Source organism: Ruminococcus flavefaciens AE3010, assembly GCF_000526795.1.
Classification (GTDB): domain Bacteria; phylum Bacillota; class Clostridia; order Oscillospirales; family Ruminococcaceae; genus Ruminococcus; species Ruminococcus flavefaciens_D.
In genome coordinates this window covers 1-23816 of the sequence record NZ_JAGT01000003.1, presented here as the reverse complement: position 1 = coordinate 23816, position 23816 = coordinate 1, and the positions used below count along the sequence as shown (strand labels likewise).

26 protein-coding genes and 1 tRNA gene are annotated in these 23816 nt (G+C 45.2%); 19 read left to right on the top strand and 8 right to left on the bottom strand.

Translation table 11 applies throughout. From position 1 onward, the window contains the following. The first annotated feature begins 78 nt into the window (after window positions 1-78). Window positions 79-3069 carry a carbohydrate-binding domain-containing protein gene (locus tag N774_RS0116340; protein WP_024862250.1) on the top strand — a complete coding sequence of 997 codons (2991 nt, stop codon included), beginning with the start codon at window positions 79-81 and terminating at the stop codon, window positions 3067-3069. A gap of 224 nt (window positions 3070-3293) precedes the next feature. Next, window positions 3294-3369 (top strand) — tRNA-Trp (locus tag N774_RS0116335). A gap of 334 nt (window positions 3370-3703) precedes the next feature. Here N774_RS0116335 and N774_RS0116330 read toward each other — a convergent pair. The 8 genes from N774_RS0116330 to N774_RS18580 all read right to left on the bottom strand — a co-directional run bounded on the left by N774_RS0116330 (window position 3704) and on the right by N774_RS18580 (window position 9579). Then, window positions 3704-4075 carry a thioredoxin family protein gene (locus N774_RS0116330; protein ID WP_024862249.1) on the bottom strand — a complete coding sequence of 124 codons (372 nt, stop codon included), beginning with the start codon at window positions 4073-4075 and terminating at the stop codon, window positions 3704-3706. Window positions 4076-4086: 11 nt separating this feature from the next. Then, a complete protein-coding gene (locus tag N774_RS0116325) occupies window positions 4087-5088 on the bottom strand; it encodes a permease (protein ID WP_024862248.1) in 1002 nt (333 codons plus the stop codon). 80 nt (window positions 5089-5168) lie between these two features. Next, window positions 5169-5606 (bottom strand): C-GCAxxG-C-C family protein, encoded by a 438-nt coding sequence (locus tag N774_RS0116320; protein WP_024862247.1) that lies wholly within the window; start codon window positions 5604-5606, stop codon window positions 5169-5171. A gap of 74 nt (window positions 5607-5680) precedes the next feature. Beyond that, on the bottom strand, window positions 5681-5986 hold the full coding sequence (locus tag N774_RS0116315; protein ID WP_024862246.1) for an ArsR/SmtB family transcription factor: 306 nt from the start codon (window positions 5984-5986) through the stop codon (window positions 5681-5683). Between the two features lie 340 nt (window positions 5987-6326). Then, window positions 6327-6899, bottom strand: coding sequence for a recombinase family protein (locus N774_RS0116310; RefSeq protein ID WP_024862245.1), 573 nt, complete (start codon window positions 6897-6899; stop codon window positions 6327-6329). A gap of 165 nt (window positions 6900-7064) precedes the next feature. Next, window positions 7065-7415, bottom strand: a complete 351-nt coding sequence (locus tag N774_RS17805) for a hypothetical protein (protein ID WP_242836702.1) — start codon at window positions 7413-7415, stop codon at window positions 7065-7067. A 159-nt stretch (window positions 7416-7574) separates the two neighbouring features. After that, complete coding sequence (locus N774_RS0116300; RefSeq protein WP_024862244.1) at window positions 7575-8042, bottom strand: flavodoxin; 468 nt, start codon at window positions 8040-8042, stop codon at window positions 7575-7577. A 322-nt stretch (window positions 8043-8364) separates the two neighbouring features. After that, the gene (locus tag N774_RS18580; protein WP_024862243.1) at window positions 8365-9579 is read right to left on the bottom strand and encodes a leucine-rich repeat protein; all 1215 of its coding nucleotides are present in this window, start codon (window positions 9577-9579) and stop codon (window positions 8365-8367) included. Between the two features lie 292 nt (window positions 9580-9871). On the opposite strand from N774_RS18580, the gene N774_RS0116290 reads away from it, so the two are divergent. From N774_RS0116290 to N774_RS19560, 17 genes are all read left to right on the top strand, one after another. Beyond that, complete coding sequence (locus N774_RS0116290; RefSeq protein ID WP_024862242.1) at window positions 9872-10573, top strand: response regulator transcription factor; 702 nt, start codon at window positions 9872-9874, stop codon at window positions 10571-10573. A 92-nt stretch (window positions 10574-10665) separates the two neighbouring features. Then, the gene (locus N774_RS0116285; protein ID WP_242836700.1) at window positions 10666-11847 is read left to right on the top strand and encodes a HAMP domain-containing sensor histidine kinase; all 1182 of its coding nucleotides are present in this window, start codon (window positions 10666-10668) and stop codon (window positions 11845-11847) included. A 99-nt stretch (window positions 11848-11946) separates the two neighbouring features. After that, window positions 11947-12711 carry an ABC transporter ATP-binding protein gene (locus N774_RS0116280; RefSeq protein ID WP_024862240.1) on the top strand — a complete coding sequence of 255 codons (765 nt, stop codon included), beginning with the start codon at window positions 11947-11949 and terminating at the stop codon, window positions 12709-12711. After that, on the top strand, window positions 12705-15044 hold the full coding sequence (locus N774_RS0116275) for an ABC transporter permease (protein ID WP_024862239.1): 2340 nt from the start codon (window positions 12705-12707) through the stop codon (window positions 15042-15044). The genes N774_RS0116280 and N774_RS0116275 overlap by 7 nt, the downstream gene beginning before the upstream one ends. 23 nt (window positions 15045-15067) lie before the next feature. After that, entirely contained in the window at window positions 15068-15775 is a 708-nt protein-coding gene (locus N774_RS0116270; protein ID WP_024862238.1) for a dockerin type I repeat-containing protein, read from the top strand. Window positions 15776-15977: 202 nt separating this feature from the next. Next, window positions 15978-16349 (top strand): GntR family transcriptional regulator, encoded by a 372-nt coding sequence (locus tag N774_RS0116265; RefSeq protein ID WP_024862214.1) that lies wholly within the window; start codon window positions 15978-15980, stop codon window positions 16347-16349. A gap of 3 nt (window positions 16350-16352) precedes the next feature. Further along, window positions 16353-17237, top strand: a complete 885-nt coding sequence (locus tag N774_RS0116260) for an ABC transporter ATP-binding protein (protein WP_024862213.1) — start codon at window positions 16353-16355, stop codon at window positions 17235-17237. Next, complete coding sequence (locus tag N774_RS0116255) at window positions 17206-17919, top strand: hypothetical protein (RefSeq protein WP_024862237.1); 714 nt, start codon at window positions 17206-17208, stop codon at window positions 17917-17919. Before N774_RS0116260 ends, N774_RS0116255 begins: the two co-directional genes overlap by 32 nt. A gap of 11 nt (window positions 17920-17930) precedes the next feature. After that, window positions 17931-18710: an ABC-2 transporter permease gene (locus N774_RS0116250; protein ID WP_024862211.1), complete on the top strand. Its 780-nt coding sequence runs from the start codon at window positions 17931-17933 to the stop codon at window positions 18708-18710. 14 nt (window positions 18711-18724) lie between these two features. Beyond that, entirely contained in the window at window positions 18725-20650 is a 1926-nt protein-coding gene (locus N774_RS18575) for a serine hydrolase domain-containing protein (RefSeq protein ID WP_024862236.1), read from the top strand. A 236-nt stretch (window positions 20651-20886) separates the two neighbouring features. After that, window positions 20887-21483, top strand: a complete 597-nt coding sequence (locus tag N774_RS0116240) for an RNA polymerase sigma factor (protein WP_242836697.1) — start codon at window positions 20887-20889, stop codon at window positions 21481-21483. 91 nt (window positions 21484-21574) lie between these two features. Continuing rightward, window positions 21575-22165: a hypothetical protein gene (locus N774_RS0116230; protein WP_155250460.1), complete on the top strand. Its 591-nt coding sequence runs from the start codon at window positions 21575-21577 to the stop codon at window positions 22163-22165. Beyond that, on the top strand, window positions 22143-22613 hold the full coding sequence (locus N774_RS0116225; protein ID WP_024862234.1) for a hypothetical protein: 471 nt from the start codon (window positions 22143-22145) through the stop codon (window positions 22611-22613). Before N774_RS0116230 ends, N774_RS0116225 begins: the two co-directional genes overlap by 23 nt. Before the next feature lie 28 nt (window positions 22614-22641). Beyond that, the gene (locus N774_RS20050; RefSeq protein ID WP_278245181.1) at window positions 22642-22767 is read left to right on the top strand and encodes a hypothetical protein; all 126 of its coding nucleotides are present in this window, start codon (window positions 22642-22644) and stop codon (window positions 22765-22767) included. 274 nt (window positions 22768-23041) lie between these two features. Further along, a complete protein-coding gene (locus N774_RS19570) occupies window positions 23042-23245 on the top strand; it encodes a hypothetical protein (protein WP_196231582.1) in 204 nt (67 codons plus the stop codon). After that, entirely contained in the window at window positions 23182-23484 is a 303-nt protein-coding gene (locus N774_RS19565; protein ID WP_196231581.1) for a hypothetical protein, read from the top strand. Before N774_RS19570 ends, N774_RS19565 begins: the two co-directional genes overlap by 64 nt. After that, window positions 23439-23651, top strand: a complete 213-nt coding sequence (locus tag N774_RS19560; protein WP_024862233.1) for a hypothetical protein — start codon at window positions 23439-23441, stop codon at window positions 23649-23651. Before N774_RS19565 ends, N774_RS19560 begins: the two co-directional genes overlap by 46 nt. Window positions 23652-23816: the final 165 nt, after the last annotated feature.

Here is a 23816-nt window from a genome sequence, read left to right as displayed (position 1 = left end):
TATTTTAAGATTTATTCATTATTATGTAATCATATATTAACGATGACTTCACGATAACACTTTTAGGAGGAATCAAAAATGAAGAAGAAAAGCTTAATCGCAGGCATACTTTCTGCCTGTATAGTCGGCTCCGCAGCAGCCCTTACGCTCAGCGGTTCAGCTGCCGACAAGCTGTACGGCGACGCCAATCTTGACGGAGCTGTGGATATGTCCGACTGCGTACTCATAATGCAGTCTCTGGCTAATCCTTCAAAGTACGGCACCACAGGCACATACGAGAAGCACATCACTCCCGAAGGAACAGACATGGCTGACGTTTCCGAACGCGGCAACGGACTTACATCAAACGACGCTCTTTCAATACAGCGTTATCTTCTCGGCATTATAAAGGAACTTCCCGAGAGCTACAGCAGCACTGCGGGCAGCACAACTACGACTGCAACTACAACTGTTACAAATAATGCTACTACAACCGTTATTACAACTACAGCTCCCGAGCCCACAGTGACAACACTCCCCAAGGAGGACGTTGACACAAAGATCCACCTCAAGGGCAGCTCTATCACTGTTGAGGGTAAATACGCCGAGGCTAACGGCTCAAAGGTAACTATCTCACACTCGGGAAGCTATACCATCGACGGTACTCTCGATGACGGACAGATCTACGTTGAGGTTCCCGATGCAAATGCTGATCCCGACACAGTAAAGCTCGTATTCAACGGCGTTAACATCACAGGCAAGAACGCTCCTGCTGTACTTGTCAAGAACGCAGACAAGACCTCTATCACTCTTGCTGACGGCACCGAGAATACACTTTCAGACGGCACTTCACCTTATGCAGGTGACAATCAGACCGATGCCGTTATTGAGGCTAAGGACGACCTTACCATCAAGGGCGGCGACGCAGGTACAGGTATCCTCAATATCACCGCTAACGTTCAGCCTGCTATCGTCTGCAACAACGATATCAAGTTCACAGGCGGTACAACAAATATTGATACACTCAACGAGACTGAGGCTAACGACGCTGTAAAGGGCAAGGTTTCCGTTACAGTCAAGGGCGGTCAGCTCAATATCAAGTCCGAGGGCGACGGTATCAAGTCCTCAAAGGGCAACGTTGATATCGAAGACGGCGAAGTAAACATCAAGTGCGGCAAGGACGCTATCCAGGCTGAGACAGCTATCAATATCTCAGGCGGTAAGATCGGCGCATTCGGTGACAAGGGTCTCACAAGCGCAGGCACTATCGGTATCACAGGCGGCGAGCTCCTCGCTACAGCTACCGATAACCAGTGCGAGAACCTCACTTCCACAGAGCAGAACACTCTTATGCTTGACTTCACAAAGGAGTGGACAAAGAATAATCCGATAGCAGTTACCGATTCTTCAAACAATATCATCTTTGACCATAATACACCAAAGAAGTATAAGTACGCTATCGTTTCATCTCCCGAGATCGGCAGCGGTGAGTATAAGCTCTTCGCAGGCGGCATCAAGATGAAGCACAGCAGCGGCAGCACCTTCAAGGGCGGCAAGCCTGCTGCATACAAGGACGTAAACAACGACATGGAGAACGAGGAGCAGCTCTACGGCAGCTTCTTCGATCTCAAGCAGATCCACAAGATCGAAGTTAAAATGCCCGATAACGACTGGAGCACATTCATGGGCGCACCTGCACAGAACGAAGAGTGGTACCCATGTGACCTTGTTATCGACGGCGAGGAGATCAAGAACGTCGGTATCAGAACCAAGGGCAACAGTTCACGTATGATGGTAAGCAACGGCAAGTACAGCTTCCGCTTCAAGCTTGACAAGTACGAAAAGCTCAATAACTACCGCGGTCTCACAGAATTCTGTGTAAACAACTTCTACTCAGACGCTTCATGCATGAGAGACCTTATCTGCTACGACGCTATGTATACAATTGACGGTGTTGCTCCAAAAAGCAGCTACACCGATATGTACGTAAACGGCAAGCTCTACAGCTTCTATTTCGCACTGGAGCAGCCCGGTACAACACTTGCTGAGCGCTATGCTATCGATGACGACTCCAACCTCTACAAGGCTACCGAGAGAAGCAATCAGGCAGGCGGCGGCGGTATGTGGGGCGGCTTCGGCGGCGGCGACAGCTACAGCACATTCACCGAGAAGATGCCCGTCAGCAACCTTGACCTCAAGTTCGGCAACGACGAGCAGCTCACACACCTTGAAGAGCTCAAGACAGCTATCAACAAGATGACTACTTCCAACTATAAGTTCATCGAGGACATCATGGACGTTCCAAGCTTCCTCAAGGGATTCGCTGTAAACTCTGTAATGTGCAACTACGACAGCTACAACGGCTCACTTGCTCATAACTACTACCTTATCTATACAGGCGGCAAGCACTACTTCGTAGGCTGGGACTACAACCTCTGCTTAGGTATATTCATGGACGGCGCAAGCTCTGTAAACTCAGACATCAATACAAGCCTCTACAATGCAACTGTAGACAACCGTCCTTTTGCAAAGCTCCTCCAGATCCCCGAGTACTATGATATGTACGCAGGCTATGTTAAGGAGATCATGAATTACTACAAGAACCCCGAGCAGTACGTTTCAAATTATGCTCAGATGATCCGTCCACACGTTGAAGCTGATCCCCGCTTCGCATTCTCTGTTGACCAGTTCGTAACATCTACTACCAAGAGCGCAAACGGTCTCCAAGTTGGCGGCAACGGCGGTAATGGCGGCTTTAACTGGAACGGCGGCAACAATAACGGCGGAAATAACAATGGCGGCAACAACGGCGGCTTCAACTGGAACGGCGATAACAACGGCGGCAATAATGGCGGCTTCAACTGGAACGGCGGCAATAACGGCGGTCAGTGGAACTTCCAGTTCAATTCCGACGAGCCCGATGCAGATGCTGAATTCGACCAGAGCTGGGCATTCGAGGGCGGCTTCGGCGGCGGTTTCAATTGGAACGGCGGCGGTGGCGGCGGAGGAATGTTCGGAAGCAACAGCGTCTCCGTTATCGACTTCCTCCTCAAGCGCTTTGAAGTAATCAACAGCACTCTTAAAGCATAATCATTAAAGGTCCAAGTATCACACCATAAATACAGCCCGAAAGGATTCTTCATGAATCACTTTCGGGCTTATTTATATTCTCTCAAACACTATCCCCTGCCGATCAGTTGTGAGCTCTGCTCTTAATTTAATTAAAAAATAATTTTTTCTGAAATCTCTTGACAGCTATCATCGTTTCTGATATAATTATTATGTTGTGATTAGCTCATAACACTTGATAACATAGGGGTATAGCTCAGTTGGTAGAGCAGCGGTCTCCAAAACCGCGTGCCGAGGGTTCAAGTCCTTCTGCCCCTGCCAAATTACTAAAGCCTGTATTTCGAGGAAAGCACCGAAATACAGGCTTTTCTCTTATCTATCTGAAGCAGTTTCAACTGCATTTTTGCAGCTCCGTGTGAGAAAAAAAAGTTATTTTTCACACGTTTTCACACGAAATTCACACGAAGAAAAGGCGATATAATGTTATGAAAGAAGCAGCTCCCTCACACGGGAGCTGATTTCTATATAATAATATTCATTAACAAAAACTTTTAATGAATGTTACCGTTGCTAGCGGAATAACGCCTTAGCGAAGCAGTCTTGCTCCTTTTCATCGGTATTCTCGCTGCCATAAATGCGACCTTTGGCTTGTTCATCATTTACACCCCGACTTACCTGTCATATCGCTTACCAGAGCAGAGATCTCCGCAGGCTTCAAAACTCTGCCCACCGACACGACCTTCTCATTGATTACAAGCGCAGGCATTGACATTGCGCCGTACTCCATGATCTTTTGCATATCGGTGATGTACTCGACCTCGATTCCCAACTCTTCCACAGCTTTCAGAGTGTTTTCATATAGCTGATGACAGGACTTACAGCCCGAACCGAGGACTTTGATACAGCAGATACCCTTGACCTTTTCTCCGCAACAGGTCGATGTGACCTCACTGGCAGACTGCCCACAGCCACAACAGCAGGATGTTTCAGCTTTTATTTCTTCCTTTTTCTTTCCAAACAGAGCCATATAGTTTCCTCCTAAATGATATAGATTTGAATGATATTGAAGAAATACCCAACAAGGATAATTCCAACCGTACAGATAGCGATGAAAATGCCTAACAGCTTTGGCTTGATCGCTTTTTTCAGCATGATCATCGACGGCAGCGAAAGCGTGGTGACTCCCATCATAAAACTGAGTACCACTCCAAGCCTTGCACCCTTTGCAAGCAGAGCTTCAGCTATGGGGATACAGCCGAATATATCCGCATACATCGGTATTCCGCAGACAGTTGCTATGATAACGCCGAACGGATTTCCTGTGCCGAGCAGCTTTATCACCCATTCTTCGGGTATCCAGTTATGGATAACTGCACCGATACCTACACCCAATATGACATAGGTAAAGACCTTTTTCACAGTTCCCGTGACCTGTTTCCATGAGTATTTCAGCCTGTCACGCTTTGTCAGCTCGTTCTGCGGAGTGTCAATACTCTTGCCGTTGCGGATAAACTCCTCGACCTCACTTTCAAGGTGCAGCTTTTCGATCAGCGTACCGCCGACCACAGCTATGACAAGTCCGACGATCACATACACCACAGCGACCTTCCAGCCGAATATGCTCATCAGAAGAATAAGGGAGCCGAGGTCAACCATTGGCGATGAGATAAGGAACGAGAATGTTACTCCAAGTGGAAGTCCTGCACTTGTGAATCCCATGAATAACGGTATGGACGAGCATGAACAGAACGGTGTGACCGTGCCGAGCAGTGCTGCGATACAGTTTGCGCCGATACCGTGAAACCTGCCAAGTATCTTCTTTGTCCTCTCAGGCGGAAAGTAGCTCTGAATGTAGGATATAAGAAATATCAGCACACCGAGCAGAACCATGATCTTGATAACATCATAAATGAAAAACTGCACACTTCCACCGATTTTTCCGCTTGTATCAAGACCACAAGCATTCAGCAACGAGCCGATAAGCCTGTTCAGCCATTTCATACCGAGAATCTCGTCTTGTATGAAGTCCCAAATTCCCATAAAGCACCTCCTTCCATAGATAAATTGAAATCAGTCGATTTATTCACGGGATAAAAAGCCGTATTTTTCATACGGCAGAATTATTCGTTTATCAGCTTTTCAGCGATCAGCACAGCACTCTCTATCATCTTCGGACATTCCATTGCGAACAGCCCCTTTGTCCTTGCATAAGCCTTGCCCTCATCGGTGGAAATATCGCAGTCAAGCAGCTCACGGCAGATATAAGAGCCGTTTTGTTTCGCAAATTCATCAAGAAAACGCACGGCATAGCTGTTTGCTCTCTCTTTGCTTTCTAAGTCACCGTCTTCGCACATACCGTATTTAAGCCCTAAAGCCATAAGCGCACCCGTACACGCTCCGCAGACCTCAGCCTTGCACATACCGCCGCCGAAGCAAGCTCCGACTTTCAATGCCTGTTCCTTCGTCATTCCAAGCTCCTCGGCAAATGCCGCAAGCACCGCCTGAGAGCAGTAATACCGCTTTGAGAAAAGCTCACTTGCAATTTCTGTGTGTTTCATAGTTTACCTCCAATAAATATATTTGAATTTATCTATACGAACTGCAAATAAAAATCCGTGTTCCCACGGACATTTTATTTACAGCAGCATTCTCCGCTGTCAGACACTTTTGTCAGTTCACGCAGAACATTCACGGCTATCTCCGTACCCTCTGGAGAAATGGAGTAATACATCCACTTGCCCTCTTTTCTTCCGACCACAAGACCGCTGTCACAGAGTATCTTCATGTGATGCGAAAGCGTAGGTTGGGTACACTGTATTGCTTCAAGCAGCTTGCAGGCACATTTCTCACCGTTTTGCAGAAGCCTGAATATCTGCACACGGTTCTCATCGCACAGAGCCTTAAAAATCACGGTGATCTGCTTGTTTGTCAGTTCCATTTGCTCACCTCACATTGATGATTTTCTATATTATATCACACATATTGAAGCTTGTCAATATGTTTTCAGAAATTCTCATCAAAAAATACAGCTCTCAACACGAATCGAGAGCTGTATCTGTTATTCAGTTTCAATAGGGTATGCTGTTATTTTGGTATGCTCCACAATGCCTGATTGGACTTGTGCGGAACGGATTACAGGTGCGCCAATAGACTATAGTCTATTGAAATACAAAAAAAGCATGTCATATAAGTCGTTTTTAGGCTTTTGAAATATTGCAATAAAAACAGCCACCTTATTGAAAGATGATTGGAGCCGGTTATTACCGGCTCCGTCTCATTTATGTATACTTTCTTTCGTATTCTTTGAGCCTGCGGTAAAATGTGTTGGCACGCAGGCCCATCTCTTTCTGAAACCATACAGCCGTAATAGTACCAGACTTCCACTGCTCATACAGCTGCCCGAACTTTATCCAGTCGATAGGTAGAGGCTGCCGACCTTTGTACTTTCCCTGAGATCTTGCAATAGCGATACCTTCACGCTGTCTCTGTAGGGTTTGTTCACGTTCAAGCTCTGAGAGCGCCGCAAATATCGACAGAACGAATCGTCCCTGCGGAGTGTTGGTATCGATGTTCTCCTTACTGCTGACAAGAGTAACCTGTTTCCGCTGAAGTACATCGATTATGTTGAGCAGATCTCTGGTGGATCTTCCAAGCCTACTGATGCTTTCGATATATAACGTATCACCCTCGCGGACGTATTCCAACATTGCTTTCAACTCGGGACGGTCAGCATTTTTACCGGACATCTTCTCGGCAAAGATACGCTCGACCTGATATTGCTTCATTAGAGCTTCCTGACGAGCTGTCTCCTGATGTTCCGTTGATACCCTAATATATCCTATTCTGCCCATAGTTCTTCTCCTTACTGTCCCCAAAAGTGGTGCTTACTTTCGGAACGTCTCAAAAGTCAAAACAGGACTTTTATGTACACTTTTTTGCCTGTTTTCAAGGTGTGCAATAAAGTGTACTTTTTGAGACTTCAAAATGCCCCTCCATAACACTCCTCATAGATATCTTCACCGTAACATAAACTTCACGTCTTTGAGTGCTTCACGGAGCAGGCTTTGATCCATGAGCATCTCCTCAATCTCATCACAGGTATATCCGTAATCGAGAAGCAACTCCACGTCAGAGCTATCAACGCCATAGCAACCGCAGTAAGCAAGCAGTATTTCTTCGTGCATGTTATAATAAGGAGAGGTATCGTAATCGAACCAGCTACTATACTTGGAACGATAGATCTTTGGTTCAAACTGTGTTCTTGCGATTTTACCGTTCCTGTCGATGCGAAGAATATCTCCCTCTGCTGTATCAATACGTTTACTCTCAAACTTATGAAGTCCCAGCTGTTTCAACGCCTTCTTCATGATTGTCTCTGTACTGGCATATACGTATAAGCCTATTGTCTCAAAGTGAAGAAGATACATTGGGTTGCTCCCCTTTATAATGTATAGGCTATGAACAGTTTCTCGATTCTCACTTGAACGAAATACACCTTTGCTGTCCAATAGAAATATATCAGCATATCAAGGACCATCCGAAGGATAACTGTATTCTTGATAATGCAGATATGGCTGGATACCTTCAATGATCTCTGCACCCAATGCGCTGACTCTCAGGTTATCTGCGGCTTTTCCGAATCTGCTGCCGCCTGATGTGGCAAACAGGATTATTCGTTTCCCTGAGAGATCATATTTTTCAAGGAAAGTGTTGATTATCGTTGGTGCGATATACCACCATATGGGGAAACCGATATATACTGTGTCGTATGCTCCGATATCAGCATCTCCGTCAGCAATTTCAGGTCTTGAATTATGATCACACATTTCAACACTGCTTCTGGACTGCTTGTTCTGCCAGTTCAGATCAGCAGCTGTGTATGGTACTGCGGGCTTGATCTCATAAAGATCGGCATCTGCGGCAGCTGCCAGCTTCTTTGCGAGGGCAGCGGTGTTTCCGCTTGCAGAGAAATATGCGACTAACTTTTTGCTCATAATAGTGTTCCTCCTTTATAATGACGCGGCGAATATCTCAGCGATATCCTTTTCAAACAGCGGCAAATACTATCGCTCTGACGTTTTTTTGTGTAGTAAAGATTGACTGTGATCATTTTCGGCGGTCTCCTTATCGCGATTAAGCAATCAGATGTGATTAAGCAGAACGTGACGCTGCAACTGTATTTATTATATCATATCCCTCGCAAAAGCACAATGCTGTTTTAACTCGCGTCGCAGGCGGAACCGTACTTCTTTTGTCATACGGATAATCGCCATATACGATAAAAAATAAAGGACGGCATAAAGCCGTCCTCGTTAATCAATTATTTTCCAGGTATTCTTCAAAGCTTATCTTGTCCTTGCTCGTAGCATTGAACGCATAATAAGCAAGAATATTCGACGCATCTACAGCATTGATCACTCCGCTGCGGTCAACATCTGCCGCAAGCTTCTGCCCGTAATCAAATCCACCGTCTTTATTCGTCGATATACTGGCGTAATATGAAAGCACCGAAGAAGCATCAACTGCATTGATATGATCATCAGAGTTGACATCTCCGAGCTGAGCAAGCGCTTTGAAGGTATAACCGTATTTCTCGGCATATTTCTCGGCGGTAGAGCCTTTATAGCCCCTGATAACGCCAGAATATTCCTCCTCATCATTGGAAATGGTCGTGTTCCAGTGTTCACATATATTACATTCGGGATTAAGTATGTATATCTCTTCAAGAGACTCACACTTATAAAAAGCCTGCTGTTTGATCTCCTTCACTGACGCAGGTATTGTCACCGTTTTAAGAGAGGAACAGCTTAAAAAGGCGTTAAAGCCTATCTCGGTGACGGTTTCTGGAATGGTCAGCGAGGTTATTTTTGAACGTCTTTCTGCTGCCTGTTCGCATATCTTATTGACAGAAGAGTGGATGACCACATCTCCCGAAAGATCATAGTCCACATAAACGAGCAGCCCGTTTATTATTATGAAAGGATCATCAATACTTTTCTGAGATTCAAACCACGGCGTATCCAAAAACGCAAGAGCACCGATATATGTTACGGACTTGGGTATGGTAATACTGCTCAGCTTTTCGCACCTTAAAAAAGCACTTGAACCGATATTTGTGACTCCGTTGGGGATAACTACTGATGTAAGGGATTTACAGCCCACAAATGAATAAGTATCTATGTTTTTCAGCGTGCTTGGAAGGGATAATGAGGTAAGATTATTGCAGTAGCTGAACATACCCATTCCGATACTTGTGACGCCCTTGCCGATAACTATTTTCTTTATATCGTCCTTTAAGTCCTTCCACGGACACGGGGTCCTATCAAGAGCTTCGTCCATATTTCCAGTACCGCTCACGGTCAGAGTACCGCTGCTGTCAAGCTGCCATGTTAAATTCTTGCCGCAGGTGCCGCCGGCGGTTACTGTCGCTGCCTCAGCATAAAGAGCTATCGGCGCCGCAGCGGAAAGATCGGCTATCCCAAACGGTATCGCAGCACACAGCAGCGCTGCTATTATTCTTTTACAATTCATAATGTACCCCCTGTATGCTTAATAAATGATCTCAGCTATGCAGAGCTTTGTTCATTCAAGCCCGTTCTGTCAGTTTATGTTCTGATATGAATGAATGCTTTCATTCATTATATCATATATCCCGAAAAAGCGCAATGCTGTTTTTTCAAGAGAAAAGCGTAACTGAGTGTAAGCATCTGCGCTCCCATTCAGGCATCGCAGCATAAAATGCGCATTACCGTATCCTGTCCACTTGAAAAATTCTTCCGCTTATGATATAATGTTACAAAATACAGTGAAAGAGGGTGCGTACATGCATACAAGTGTACTCGTTATTGACGACGAGCGTGAGCTTGCCGAATATACGGCAAAATACTTCAATATGTCAGGTGTTGAGACGCAGTATGTCCTTAACGCACAGGACGCACTTGCTTTCCTGAGTGAAAATACCTGTTCTCTTGTACTTCTTGATATAAATCTCGGAAATGACTCGGGATTTGATCTTTGCAGGGAGATACGCAATTCTATGGACGTGCCTATATTCTTTATAAGTGCGAGATCGGCGGAAGACGATATGCTCCTCGCCCTCGGTATAGGCGGCGATGATTATATATGCAAGCCCTTTTCTCTGGGAGTTCTTCTCGCAAAGGTAAAGGCTGCTCTCAAAAGGTATGAGGCTAATCAAAGCTCGGACGAAAGAGTAGCCAATGAGGGCATAGTACATATCGGAAATGCTGATTTTGACATGAGAAAAGCAGCTATTATCAAAAACGGCAGCAGTATCGGCTTGAAAGCTATGGAGTTCAAGCTCCTTGTGTATATGCTGAAAAACAAGAACCGTGTTATCCCCAAGGACGAGTTCTTTGAAAAGGTATGGGAAACAGATTATGTCAGCGATGTAACACTGAACGTTCATATCCGTCATCTCAGGGAGAAAATAGAAGACGACGCGGGAAATCCAACTGTCATCAAGACTATCTGGGGTGTTGGCTTCATGCTGGAGGATAACAATTGAAAAGGCGTTTTATTGTAATATATGCTTTATTTTTCTCGCTGCTGAGCTTTCTGATGTGCTCCTATATACTCGATTCAGGCAAAAAAACAGCCATGCCGCAGTATACGACGGAGATAAACCGCCTGCTCATAAGTATAGAGGAGAACTGGAACGATATCTCCGCTGAAAATGCTGTCCTGACCGACAGCAGTGAAAAATTCGACTATGCTGTTATAGACAATGACAGCAGGCTGCTCTGTTATACTAAGGCGGGCATATCCGATACAGTCTCTGCCGCTACGGGGAATTTTGACATTATCCGCGATATTGTCTGCAATAATAATGTTGTGGGCAAGCTCATAGTTCATAACAATTATGCGGAACAGAAACGCAATGACGATATCAGGAATACAAAGATGATAGGCTGCATGGCAGGCATCATGCTTCTGGTCTCTGTGGGATACTTTATTTTCCTCAGGCGACGTGTAGTAGCGCCATTTGGCAGACTGAAAGACTTTGCGGTCAGAGTTGCAGCAGGAGACCTCGATACTCCGCTTGAAATGGACAGAGGCAACATATTCGGCGCATTTACTGAGAGCTTCGATATCATGCGCGAGGAGCTGAAGGCTTCGCGCAAGCGTGAGGAAGCTGCTGTAAAAAGCCGCAAGGAGCTCATTGCAGAGCTGTCCCACGATATAAGGAATCCTGTTTCGTCTATAAAGGCTATGGTGGATTATCTTGAACTTGTGTCCGACAATGCGGAGCAGAAAGAAACCCTTGCTGCCATAAACGGCAAGACAGACCAAATAGACAAGCTGGTCTCAAATATGTTCCATGCCGCTCTTGAAGAGCTGGAACAGCTTGAAGTGTCTCCCGAGGAGCTGCCGTCACGGGAGCTTCAACGCATAATCGCTGAGAGCGATCCTCTTAAAAAGGTAAAGTCTGCCGATATAAAGGACTGTGTCATATATGCGGATAAGCTCAGGCTTGAACAGACCGTGGGCAATATCATTTCCAATTCGTACAAGTATGCGGACACAGACATAACTATCAGGAGCTTCTTTGAGGAAAACTTCTTTGTACTGGAGATCGCAGATAAGGGCGGCGGAGTTCCCGACGAGGAGCTTGAACTCATTACTGAAAAATTCTGCCGCGGTTCAAATGCGGCAGGCAAGGACGGCTCGGGTATCGGACTGTACATATCAAAATACTTTATCGAGCAAATGAACGGCGAGCTCATGTGCTATAACAACGGCAAGGGCTTTACGGTATCACTGCGGCTCAGACTTGTTTAAAAAACAATTAAAGAACAGACAAAGATTTCCAAAATCAGATATGATATAATAAGGTCATACAGAACAGCGCTGTATGATCTTATTTTTATGGGGGTCGCTATGGAAAACAAGGAAGTCATAGTAAGAACAGATAAGCTTTCCAAAAGCTTTTCAGTGGGCGGGAAGCAGCAGCACGTAATAAAGAATCTCGACCTTGAGATATACAAGGGCGATTTTACAGTTATAGTAGGTTCCTCGGGAGCAGGCAAATCCACCCTGCTGTATATGCTTTCGGGAATGGATAAGCCGTCTTTGGGCAGGATAAACTACTGCGGCGAGGATATTACGGATATGTGCGACGACAAGCTTGCAGTATTCCGCAGAAAGCACTGCGGCTTTGTATTTCAGCAGATACACCTTGTTGACAGCATGAGTGTCATGGATAACGTAATAAGCACGGGCATGCTTACAGGACAGAAGCAGAAGGAGCTAAAAGCAAAGGCTATGGAGCTTTTTGAAAAAATGGGCATATCCGAGGAGCTCACCCGTAAATTCCCTGCTCAGCTGTCAGGCGGTGAGGCTCAGCGCTCGGCTATGGTGCGTGCTCTTATCAATGATCCCGATATCGTATTTGCCGACGAGCCTACGGGCGCTCTCAACAGCGCAGGAGTAAAGTCCGTCCTTGATGTGCTGACAAATATCAATAATGCGGGACAGTCCGTGGTAATGGTTACCCACGATATAAAGTCAGTCCGCCGCGGCAATCGTATCATATACTTACAGGACGGCGGTATCATGGGAGAATGTGAGCTGGGCAAGTATGTCAGCGGAGACAAGCAGCGCCATGAAAAGGTAAGGAAGTTTCTGGAGGGTATGGGATGGTAAAGCTTATAAAGTCGGGCTTCCACAAGGACAGGACCATAATGTCCGTCTTTCTGATGATAATCATAATAGCCACATTCCTTTTGCATTCAGGATTGTTTGCCTCCATGTATCCCAAGCTCTATGATGAATATGCACGCAGCGGAGGTATTGCAGACTATTTGTTCATGACCAATGCAAACGCTGAAGATATCGAAAGTGTCCTATCTCCGAAAAATGATATTGACTCGTATAGCGTTCAGGACTTGGTGTATTTAAACACTTTGAAGTTAACTACGAGCAAATGCTCAAAGGAGAAAAAAGATTCCAGCTGGATAATTCAGCGTTTCGGAGATAACATCGGCTATGACAGGCTTGATTTTATGAAGCGTGATGACAGTGTAAGCGGCAGGCGGATATACATCAACGCATATACTGCTATAAGCAATGATCTTTGTACAGGTGATAAAATGTATCTTGATACGGAATTTGGCAGGTATGAATATACAGTTGCGGGAATATATCAGCATCTGCTCCTGGGCAACACATATTCATATATATCAGTACTTTTAGATGATGAGTCATTTGCCGAACTGAGTGAAGCTCAGCAAAGATCAGGCGGTACACCGATTCGGGTCGCATACATAAATGCTGATAAATGCGAAGATATTGATAAGTCAATGCAGCAGGTACTGAATTCACTTCAAAACAATGTAGAAGTGTATGTGGAGGGATTTTCGGTAAGGCTTTGTAAAGACAGCTATACTGTAATAGTTAATATCCTTGCAGGCTTTATGGCAGTGTTCGCGCTGATAATCATGGCGATATGCATTATAATGATAATATTCACCATAAACAACAATATCAGCAGGGATATAGTCAATATCGGAGCACTCAGGGCTGTGGGGTATACCGTGGGACAGATAAGGGCTGCACTTACTGCTGAATATGTTATCATCGGAGCTGTGGGGTCGGCAGTCGGAATAGCTCTTTCCTATCTGGTCTTTCCTGCTGCTGAAAAGATGTTCATTCGGGAAATATGCGGCATCGTGTGGAAGAAGCGGTTTTATCCCGTAATAACACCGGGAGTTCTGGTTGGAATGCTTGCAGTAATGATGTGCGTGTCGTATTTCTCAACGCGAAAGATAAAGAAGCTCCACCCTGCAACAGCTCTCAGATTCGGACTGAAATCCAACAGCTTTAAAAAGAACCACTTCCCTCTCAGCGAGACAAAAGGCGAGCTGAATATACTACTTGCGCTGAAAAGCTCAATGCAGAATATGGGGCAGAACATCACTGTATTCTTTATTATAACGGCTGTGGCATTCGTTGCGGTCTTTTCGGGATTATTGTTTTACAATACAAAGGTGGATATAACCAATTTTCAGCGAATGATACAGGGAGATGCTCCCGATGCTTATATCTACCTTGAGGACACTTCTTTCGAGGCATCATACAAAGCTATAGATAAAATAAAAAATGTAAACGGCATATCGCAGGTGTACGGACTGGGCTGGACAACAGCAAGTGTCGGAGGCGGCGATGTTGATCTTTTATATGTAACGGAGCCTGAATATGTGTACTGCGGCGTTTATGAGGGAGAGATAATGCGCAGGGACAATGAGGTCGTAGTGGGAAGCACTGTTGCCGAAAGGCTCGGAGTTGGGGTAGGCGATGAGATAGTTATTGAATACGGAGATGAGAGCGGACGTTATCTTATAACAGGTCTTCAGCAGTCTATGCTGAGCAACAGGATCTATATTACTGATAAGGGCGCACAGGCAATAGGCGTAAATACAACCTATGATTACCTTCGTGCAAGAGTAACAGATGCTACAGACAAGAAGGTAGATATTGTTTTAAGCACGATAAAAGAAATGGATGATTGCGGCGTGTCAGACGTTAAGAATTACTACAGGCATGTGAGAAGCAATGAGAATACACCTGTTTATGCCGTAGGCTTTATTGTACTGGTAATGATAATACTCAGTGTTGCAACTGTGCTGTTTGTCATAAGGCTTCTGCTCAAGACCGTATTCATCAAAAAAGAGCGGGAGTTCGGCATAAAGAAGGCTGTAGGCTTTACGAGCACTCAGCTTCGCTGCCAGCTGTCGCTGTCCCTCATGCCGACAACTATAATAGCAGCTGTTTCGGGTTCGGTACTGGGTTATCTTCTTCTGAATCCGCTGTTCACACTTATACTCGGCGGCTACGGCATACGAAATGCAAATCTGCTGCTCCGGCCGCTTATGATACTGATAACAGCAGCTGCAGTAACAGTCATGGTTTTTGTGTTCTGCTTTGTGATGTCAGGCAGAATGAAGAAGCTGTCGGCTTATAAGCTCATACAGGAATAAGATTTTTAAAGGGAGATATGATCATGAAAGGAAAAAAAATAACAGCTGCGTTATTCGCAGCATGCATCATCGGAAACGCAGCCGCTTACGGCAGCGATAATGTTTTCCCGCATTCAATAACAGCTTCTGCGGAGACTATTGATTCGGGAGAGTTCGGGGGAAGCTTCAGCTGGGAGCTCGATGATGCAGGGATACTTAAAATAAACGGCTCGGGAGAGATACTTGACTGGTCATGGGTAAATGATCGGAGGGTATACGGCCATTGCAGGATAACAGATGTTATCATAGGAGAAGGTATCAAAAAACTGGGATATGTAGACTATTCACCATATGGGCTTGAAAATATAACGCTGCTCGATCCCGAATGTGTATTCTGCGAAACACCTGACAATGCAGACCCAACAGGCAGCGATATCATCAGTAATATCCGATACACAGGTGTCATTCACGGCTACAAGGACTCTGCTGCACAGACCTATGCAGAGAAGCACGGCTTTAAATTCAAGGAGATAGAGGTTACGGCTGTCAGGATAAAGGGCGACGTAAACGGTGACGGAGAATTCAGCGTTTCAGATCTTCTCCTTTTTCAGAAATGGCTGCTTGCCGTTCCCGATACCGAGCTTGCTGACAGAAAGTCCGCTGATCTGTGCGAGGACGATCACCTTGATATTTTCGATCTTTGTCTCATGAGGAAAGCTCTGCTTGAAAAGGAAAAAGACCTTACCGCTTAAAACAGGCAATATAATACTATATAAAACGAACACGCAGCCGGCTGTTTTGCCGACTGCGTGTTTTATGCATCTGCAAAAATGCTGTATACCGCCATTTGCAGGACGGACACAAATTATTTACAGATATGGTATTGACAAACTGCTACAACTGTGTTATACTGTATATACAGTGATATATACAGTATAACACAGGAGTGCACTTATGAAGATAGTTATAAAAAACAAATCCGAGCTGCCTATCTATGAACAGATAGAGCAGCAGATAAAGGCTCAGATACTTGAAGGCAAGGTCGCAGAGGACGAGCAGCTGCCGTCTATCCGCCAGCTTGCCAGAGATCTGAAGATAAGCGTTATCACAACTACAAGAGTATACAACGACCTTGCTGAGGAGGGATTTATCATCTCCGTCACAGGCAAGGGCTATTTCGTTGCACCAAGCAACAATGAGCTCCTCCGTGAGCGTATGCTGTGCGAAATGGAGGAGGGCTTCGAGAAAGCCGTACTTAACGGCAGAAATGCGGGACTTTCCGATGACGAGATCATCGCCGCCCTAAAAAAATTTCTGGAGGAATGATTTATGGAGAACATTCTTGAGATAAGCGGACTTAACAAGTCTTACGACAGCTTCGCGCTGAAGGACGTCACCTTTTCCCTGCCAAAAGGGTATATCATGGGCTTCGTAGGCGAAAACGGCTCGGGCAAGACCACTACTATCCGCTCCATACTCAATATGGCAAATATAGACAGCGGAAAGATAAGCGTCTTCGGTCTTGACAGCGTTAAAGACACTATCACCATAAAGGAAAAGCTGGGCGTGGTGTTTGACAGCCTTTACCTTGCAGACCACCTCACCGCTAAACAGATAGAAAAGCAGCTGAAACCCTTCTATAAGGACTGGGACAGCAAGGAATTCGCAGGCAGGCTCAGAGCCTTCGGGCTTCCCGATAACAAGCGTGTGGGAGAATTCTCAAAGGGCATGAAAATGAAATTCATGATAGCTATCGCACTGTCCCACAAGGCTGACTTCATGATACTTGACGAGCCTACCAGCGGACTTGACCCTGTTGCCCGTGATGAGCTCCTTGATATACTTGCGGAGTACATCGAGAACGAAAACAGAAGCGTCCTTTTCTCCACACATATCACATCTGATGTGGAGCGTATCGCCGACTACGTTACCATACTCCACAACGGCAGAGTGTGGTTCACGGGAACAAAGGACGAGCTCAGCGAAAAATACGTTATCCTCAGAGGCGCCGAGGAGGACATCTCCTCTGCCCTGCGCGAAAAATGCATAGGCTTCCACGGCTACAGAAACGGCTTCGACGCACTTCTAAGTACTGAGTATCTCGGCGAGGTATCAGACGGGCTTGAGACCGAAAAGGCTAATATCGACGAGATACTGGTCTATGTTGCAAAGGAGGACAGACATGAACGACATAATGAAAATGATAAGGTTTGACCTTATCTCTGTCAGCAGGCTCACTGTTCCTTATGTAGCTGTATTTGGCATTGTAAGTATCATTGCGGCACTGTTCAGTCTACCTATCGGTATCCTTTGTGTTGTAAGCTTTGTAATGATAATCGCCCCCGTGCAGGGTATCAACAATTCAAGCTGCAAGAAGCTCTACGGTATACTGCCTGTCAGCAGGAGCGCTGTAATAAAGGCACTTTTCACGGAAATATTTGTTACTATGTTCATAGGAGAACTGCTGTCTTTTCTGTGTCTGCTAATAGTAAAGTGCTCCTCTCTGTATGAGATACTCCCCGAAAAGCTTTCCCATTTCGCAGAGAGATTCCCTACAATGCCCGATTACAAATTTGAAAAATTATATTTGCTCGCCGCTGCGGCATTTGCTTTCATAACAATAGTTCTCTGCTATGCCCAGATGCGCTCGGAGGTAAAGAACATGGAGACAGCCATTCGTGAGCTTATGATAATAGTTGCTGTATTTGCAGCCGTCACAGCATTCATATCGGTTATGATGTACAACGGAAAGCTCCGCGCTTTAAGAGATATAATTATGCCGCCAACTTCGGCAGGCAAATGGCTGTCCATTGCTATACTCAATGCAATTACCTTAGCTGCGGCATACCTTTTCTGCACGGTCACTATTAAAAAGGCGTCCGCAAAAGAGCTGTAAGGAGGGACAATATGAAAAAGATGATCGACCTTATGCGAGTGGACCTCATATCGGCAAAGGGCAGAAACAAGGCAAGAATCTTCGTTATGCTCCTGCTTACCGCAATGTTTGTGGTCATGGGACTGCTCACGGAAGCCATATTCATGGTATTCAGCATAGTTGTACTGGGAGTCATGCTCGTGCCGTTTATCACAATGGCAGAAAAGACTCACAATGCAGGAAAAATATTCTCAGTCATCCCCACCGACAGAAAAAGCATTGTCATTTCACGCTTTGCTCTCACAACGGGGATATATACCGTATTTTCGGCAATTATTTTTATCCTGTACCTCATAATGGAAAAATTCAGTGAGCTTCATGGAATAACCATTTCCAAGGACGTAAGAGATGTATACGAAGTATCACACGGTTTCGGCACAGGTGTACAGATGAAGGCTCTGGAAAACTCAATGTTCTGGCTTGTTTTCGCTGTTACCCTTATAGTCATGGCAGGACAGCACAGAAGATATTTCAAAAAGGGCATTTCAAGCAAGAGCAACTCCCTGCTGATAAGCTTCCTTAAAATCTTAGGCGGAATTGCTCTGTTCTATGCCATAGCTGCTGTCATTATCTTGATATTCAATGTAGATATACTCAAGCCTGTACTTATAGTACTTTTAAATATGATAATGGCGCTGGCAGCTCCCATGAACGGACTGCTGCTCAGTATCGTACTTATCTTTATCGGCTTCGGCTTCACACTCTATCAGCTTGTATGCTCGGTAGTGGACTATGAAGCCCGTGAGCTTTGAGGAGGTGGATATACATGAAAGGATTTCTGCGCAGCACTGCCGCTTTTATTGCTGCGGCAGTGCTTACAGTCTGCACTCAGCCATTCAGCGCTTTTGCAGAAAATGAAGACGAGCCGAAATGTCCATCGGGAATAACCGTCAGTAAACTTATAAGCAGTCAGAAAAAATTAAACGCACATCCCACCAATATCAAAAACAGCAAGACTGACAGCGCTCATGTGGAGCTTGTTTTTCACGGGGACGAGATACTTTATACACGCTACTACGGCTGCACTAATATTGAGGAGCACACCCCTGCCGACGAGAACAGCGTATTTGAATGGGGAAGCATAAGCAAGACCTTTACATGGGTCAGCATCATGCAGCTCTGGGAACAGGAAAAGATAGACCTTGAAGCGGATATCCGCACATATCTCCCAGATGACTTCTTCCGCCGCCTTAAATATGACGATCCAATTACACTCATGGACATCATGAACCACAAGGGCGGCTGGTGCGAGAAGTTCTACGACTCCACCTCAGAGGATATGGCTGAAATGCCCTCACTTGAAGAAGCTCTCAAAAATGTGGAGCCCGCCCAGACCTACCGTCCCGGTGAAGTAGCTTCCTACTCAAACTGGGCTGCTTCACTTGCAGGACTTATCGTTCAGCGGGTAAGCGGCATGGACTACGTTGACTACATTCACAAGAACATCTTCGAGCCACTCGGTATGGAGCACACCGCAGTAGCTCCTAACCTTACAGATAACCCATGGGTAAGAGAGCAGCGTCTGAAAACTATCTGCTATGATTTATCTACCCATGGCGGGTATAAAGAAAACGAAGACGGAGTAATAGAGGAAGGAATTATTGAAGAATTCAAGTCCAAGGGCACCTGCCTTTTCAACGACCAGCTCTACCCCTGCGGCTCAATAACGGGTACTATCGGCGACCTTGCCACCTTCGCACAGGCTTTGGTCAACGACGACCACCCCCTGTTCAAAAATGCCAAAACTCAGGAGAAGCTCTTCTCAGGCTCCTCATTCTACGGAAACACTGATATCCCCAGCTTCAGCTATGGCTTTGACGTCCATGAATACAACAACGTCCGCTCCTTCGGACATACAGGAGGTACCTTTGGCTGTGTTTCTAATATGGAATTCGATCCCGTATCAAAGTTCGGAGTCGTAGGTCTTTCAAACTGCCGCGATGATTTTCCAAACTATTTGTGCTCATTTGTTTTCGGAAGCTTGAAGACCAAGAACTATATCGGAGAAAACTTCGAGAAAGCAGATCTGACGCCCTACAGCGGCTACTATTCCGACACCCGCACACATGCGGCAGGAATGGGAAGATTCATACTGTATATGGACGCATTCTCAATTGACAATATAGACGCTGTAAAGGTAGCTGACGATGTATTTCTTGAATATCATTCCGAAGATTATTATGATGATGCTATATACGGCATAGTCGAACACTCTGACGGCAGACGGGGCTTTTTTAACAGCTGCTCGGAATACCTTGAAATAAAGCATTACATACCCAAGCTCTGTCTCCTTGCAGGCTTTATGCTCTGCGGCGTTGCGTCACTGTTCATACTCCTTGCAAAGCGGAAGCTAAACAAGGCACACAAGGCTGCTCCCCTGTCCTTTGCCCATATCATCACCGCAGGACAGTTTGCAAAGATAGTATCCCTTGCTGCAATGATATCCATTGTAGTCGTTCGTATACAGGGTGACAACGACGGTCTCACCAAGACACAGGGCATGGTCATAGGCATTACACAGCTCCTATGCCTTGGAGTCTGCGTACTTGCACTTCTTGCTGCCGCTTACTCACTCATAGCAAAAAAGAAGCTCCCCTACAAAAAAATACGCAGCATATCATGCTTTGCGGGAAACCTTATCACCGTATCCGCAATGATATTCTTTGAGATGTACAACTTCTGGGGCTGCTGATACAGCCAATTGAAGCATATGAACATTGCAGACAGATATAATGTGAAAGTCCTTTTTCTCAATATTTTTTTATAATACTGACACTTGCGATTCATCTGCGGATCAGGATGTATCGCTTTCTTTTTTCTGCCACCTGACGGTGATCATTAATTTTACATTGATCGTGTCACACTTTACAATATCATTTTGAGTATATATTATGAAAGCGGAAATGCGCATTACAACTTTTCAAATAAATGGAGGTATCAGTCATGACGGACAAGGAATACCGAATACTTTTCACCAGATCTCCGCAGGAAGCTCAGAGCAAGCTGTTTGACGAATATTTCAACTATGTTTACACTATCGTTTTCAACAAGCTCAGAAGCTGCGCTGTCAAAGAGGATATGGAAGAATGTGTCAGCGATGTCTTTGCAGACGTATTTGAATACCTTGACAAAACATCTGTACAGAACGCTGATGTAAAAGGCTTTATCAGCACCGTGGCGATAAGAAAAGCTATCAATATGTTCCACAGCCTTAATTCAAAAAGCGGAAGGACAGTTTCACTTGAAGAAAGTGACGCAGACAGCATTTCAGACAGTACGGATATTGCCGATAACGCTGAACGCGGAGAGCTCCGCAGCACGCTTCTCCGTCTTGTGGAAGAGCTTGGAGAACCCGATTCAATCATCATCATACAAAAATACTACTACGGCATGAGTTCAAAAGAAATAGCAGATTCTGTTTCACTTGAGCCTGCCAACGTCAGGACAAGATGCTCCCGAGCCATAAAAAAACTGAAAGATAAGCTGAGTAATATTGGTATATCTTTAAAGGAGGCAGAACTATGACGAACAAGAAAGAAGTTGATTTCGGCATTATGGAAAAACGCTGAGATAAATGAGTTGGAGTCCCTTTCCGAAAAAGTCCCTGCAGCAGGCAATGAAGAAAAAAACCAGGATACTTGAAATGAGCAGAAGAAAGTATAATATGAGAAAAAATGGCATTGCAGCCGCTGACGAGGAATCTGTAAGCGGCTCGGAGCCTTACCGTCCCCGCACTCTCCGAAAAGTGATCTCCTCAGCCGCTGCATGTACGATCCTTGTAGGCGGTATCGCAGGCGGCGTGTATCTGATGAAGAACAAGCACACATTCAAAACCGACAGCTCTGGATCTGCTGTGACCGAGCCTGCCACTGAACCGACCACCGAAGCTGCCGATCCCAATGCCGATAAGGCATACTCAGCTGATGAAGTTGACCTTGACGAATATGACATGAGCTCAGAAAAAGCTGTTATCGGCAGAATGCTCAATGACTTCCATTTCATGGATAAGATAAGCGGCGAAGTCATCGGCTCGGACTGCATAACATCATTCTGGTTCGATCTTGCAAATGATACAGGCTTATGGAGTGCAGAGAGCGTCAGCATCGATGTGATATCAAACGATATCATGGAAGAAAACTGGTACAGAATCGGCGATCCCGTACTTACATCAAACGGTTTACCGTATGAACTACAATTATTTCTTTGAAGGCAGAACTATGTACATGAATACCGACGGTGCACTTTTTGGCGAGGAATTCCGTGGCAATCCCAACTTCCCAAAGTACTGTGACCTGAAAAACGACCGTAAATCCTTCTTTTTGGATGCCGATGATTATATCACTTACAACCGCGATAAAACAGCTCTTTCCTATGATGATTTTTATGAAAAGTATGAAGATACAAAGCAGTATTACACATTCGACGGAAGCATTGACCTTACAAGCTCGTCCTCCTGTGCATACACTGCATCTCCGATCAGTACATTGGCGAAGCTGAACACAATAGATATTTCATCTGTTGAGATCGAATACGGCAAAAAATATATGGGTAGAGAATGTCTGCTTCTGAAAGCAGATATGATGACAATTAATGGCATACCTACAGGCTTTACAGACGGGCTCTTATTCAGAAAACAGCGGTTTCCCGATAGCTGAAAATGTAAGTAAGATAAAATACGCAGAAATGCTCGTAGATAAAGAAACAGGTACTATCATGAAACAGCTCTTCAAAAATGAAAACGGTGAAGCTATTTACGGAACGGGGTATTCCAAGGTAGCCTTCAACGAAAAATGCAGAGCCTCTTCCTGATATAGCAATGAACCACCCTTACTGATGCATAACATGATATAGTAAAATACAGGATATAACCACCGCATGACGGTGGTTATATCTTTGAGTATACCTGTAGGACAAAATGACTTTGCTATTGAAAAATAATGTATTATGATGTATAATAAAAAATGGTGTGCAAACGTATATATATGCACCGCTGTGCCCTGAACACAGCATGATCCAATAATTTCAAGGAGGATATAATGGAAATACTGAAAGCAGAAAAAACTCGTAAAATCATTCACTATAAGTGAAAAACAACGCCAAAGCTCTCGGGATCACAGAAAAGAAAAAGGTCGCCGTAAACGGTATCAGCTTTACCGCAAGATCAGGCGAGGTCTTCGGACTTATCGGACCTAACGGCGCGCAGGCAAGACAACTACCATGCGTATGCTGGCTACACTTCTCGCTCCCGACAGCGGCGACGCGCTCTACAATGACGTCAGCGCCGTAAAGTCGCCCGAGGAGATACGCTCACAGCTGGCATTTCTCACTACTGATCTGAAACCCGACATGAAGTCCACACCCCAACATCATGTTCGACTTCTTTGCAGAACTCTACCACACATACCAAAGGACGCTGCGCAAAAGCGAAAAAAGCTCCTCTTTGACGAGTTCGGCATAAAACAAATTCGCAGATACCACTATTGCAAAGCTCTCTCAGGGACAGAGACAAAAAGGTATCGCTGGTAATATCCGTTATCCACGATCCGAAGTTCGTTATCCTTGACGAACCCACAAACGGACTGGACATCATCGCTGCCCGTGAAGTCCGCGAGTTCATACTCAACATGAAAAAAACAGGCAAGTGCGTAATAATCTCCACTCACCTTTTTGACCTTGTAGAAAAAGGTCTGTGACAGAGCTGCCATGATAATGGACGGCAGGATAGTTGCGGACGATACACTGGAAAAACCTCATGCAGGGACGCTCCCTTGAGGACGCTTTCTACGATATTTATACAAGCCTTAACGGCGGAAATGATGAGGTGTGACCATGAGAGATATAATTACAATCGCAAAAAA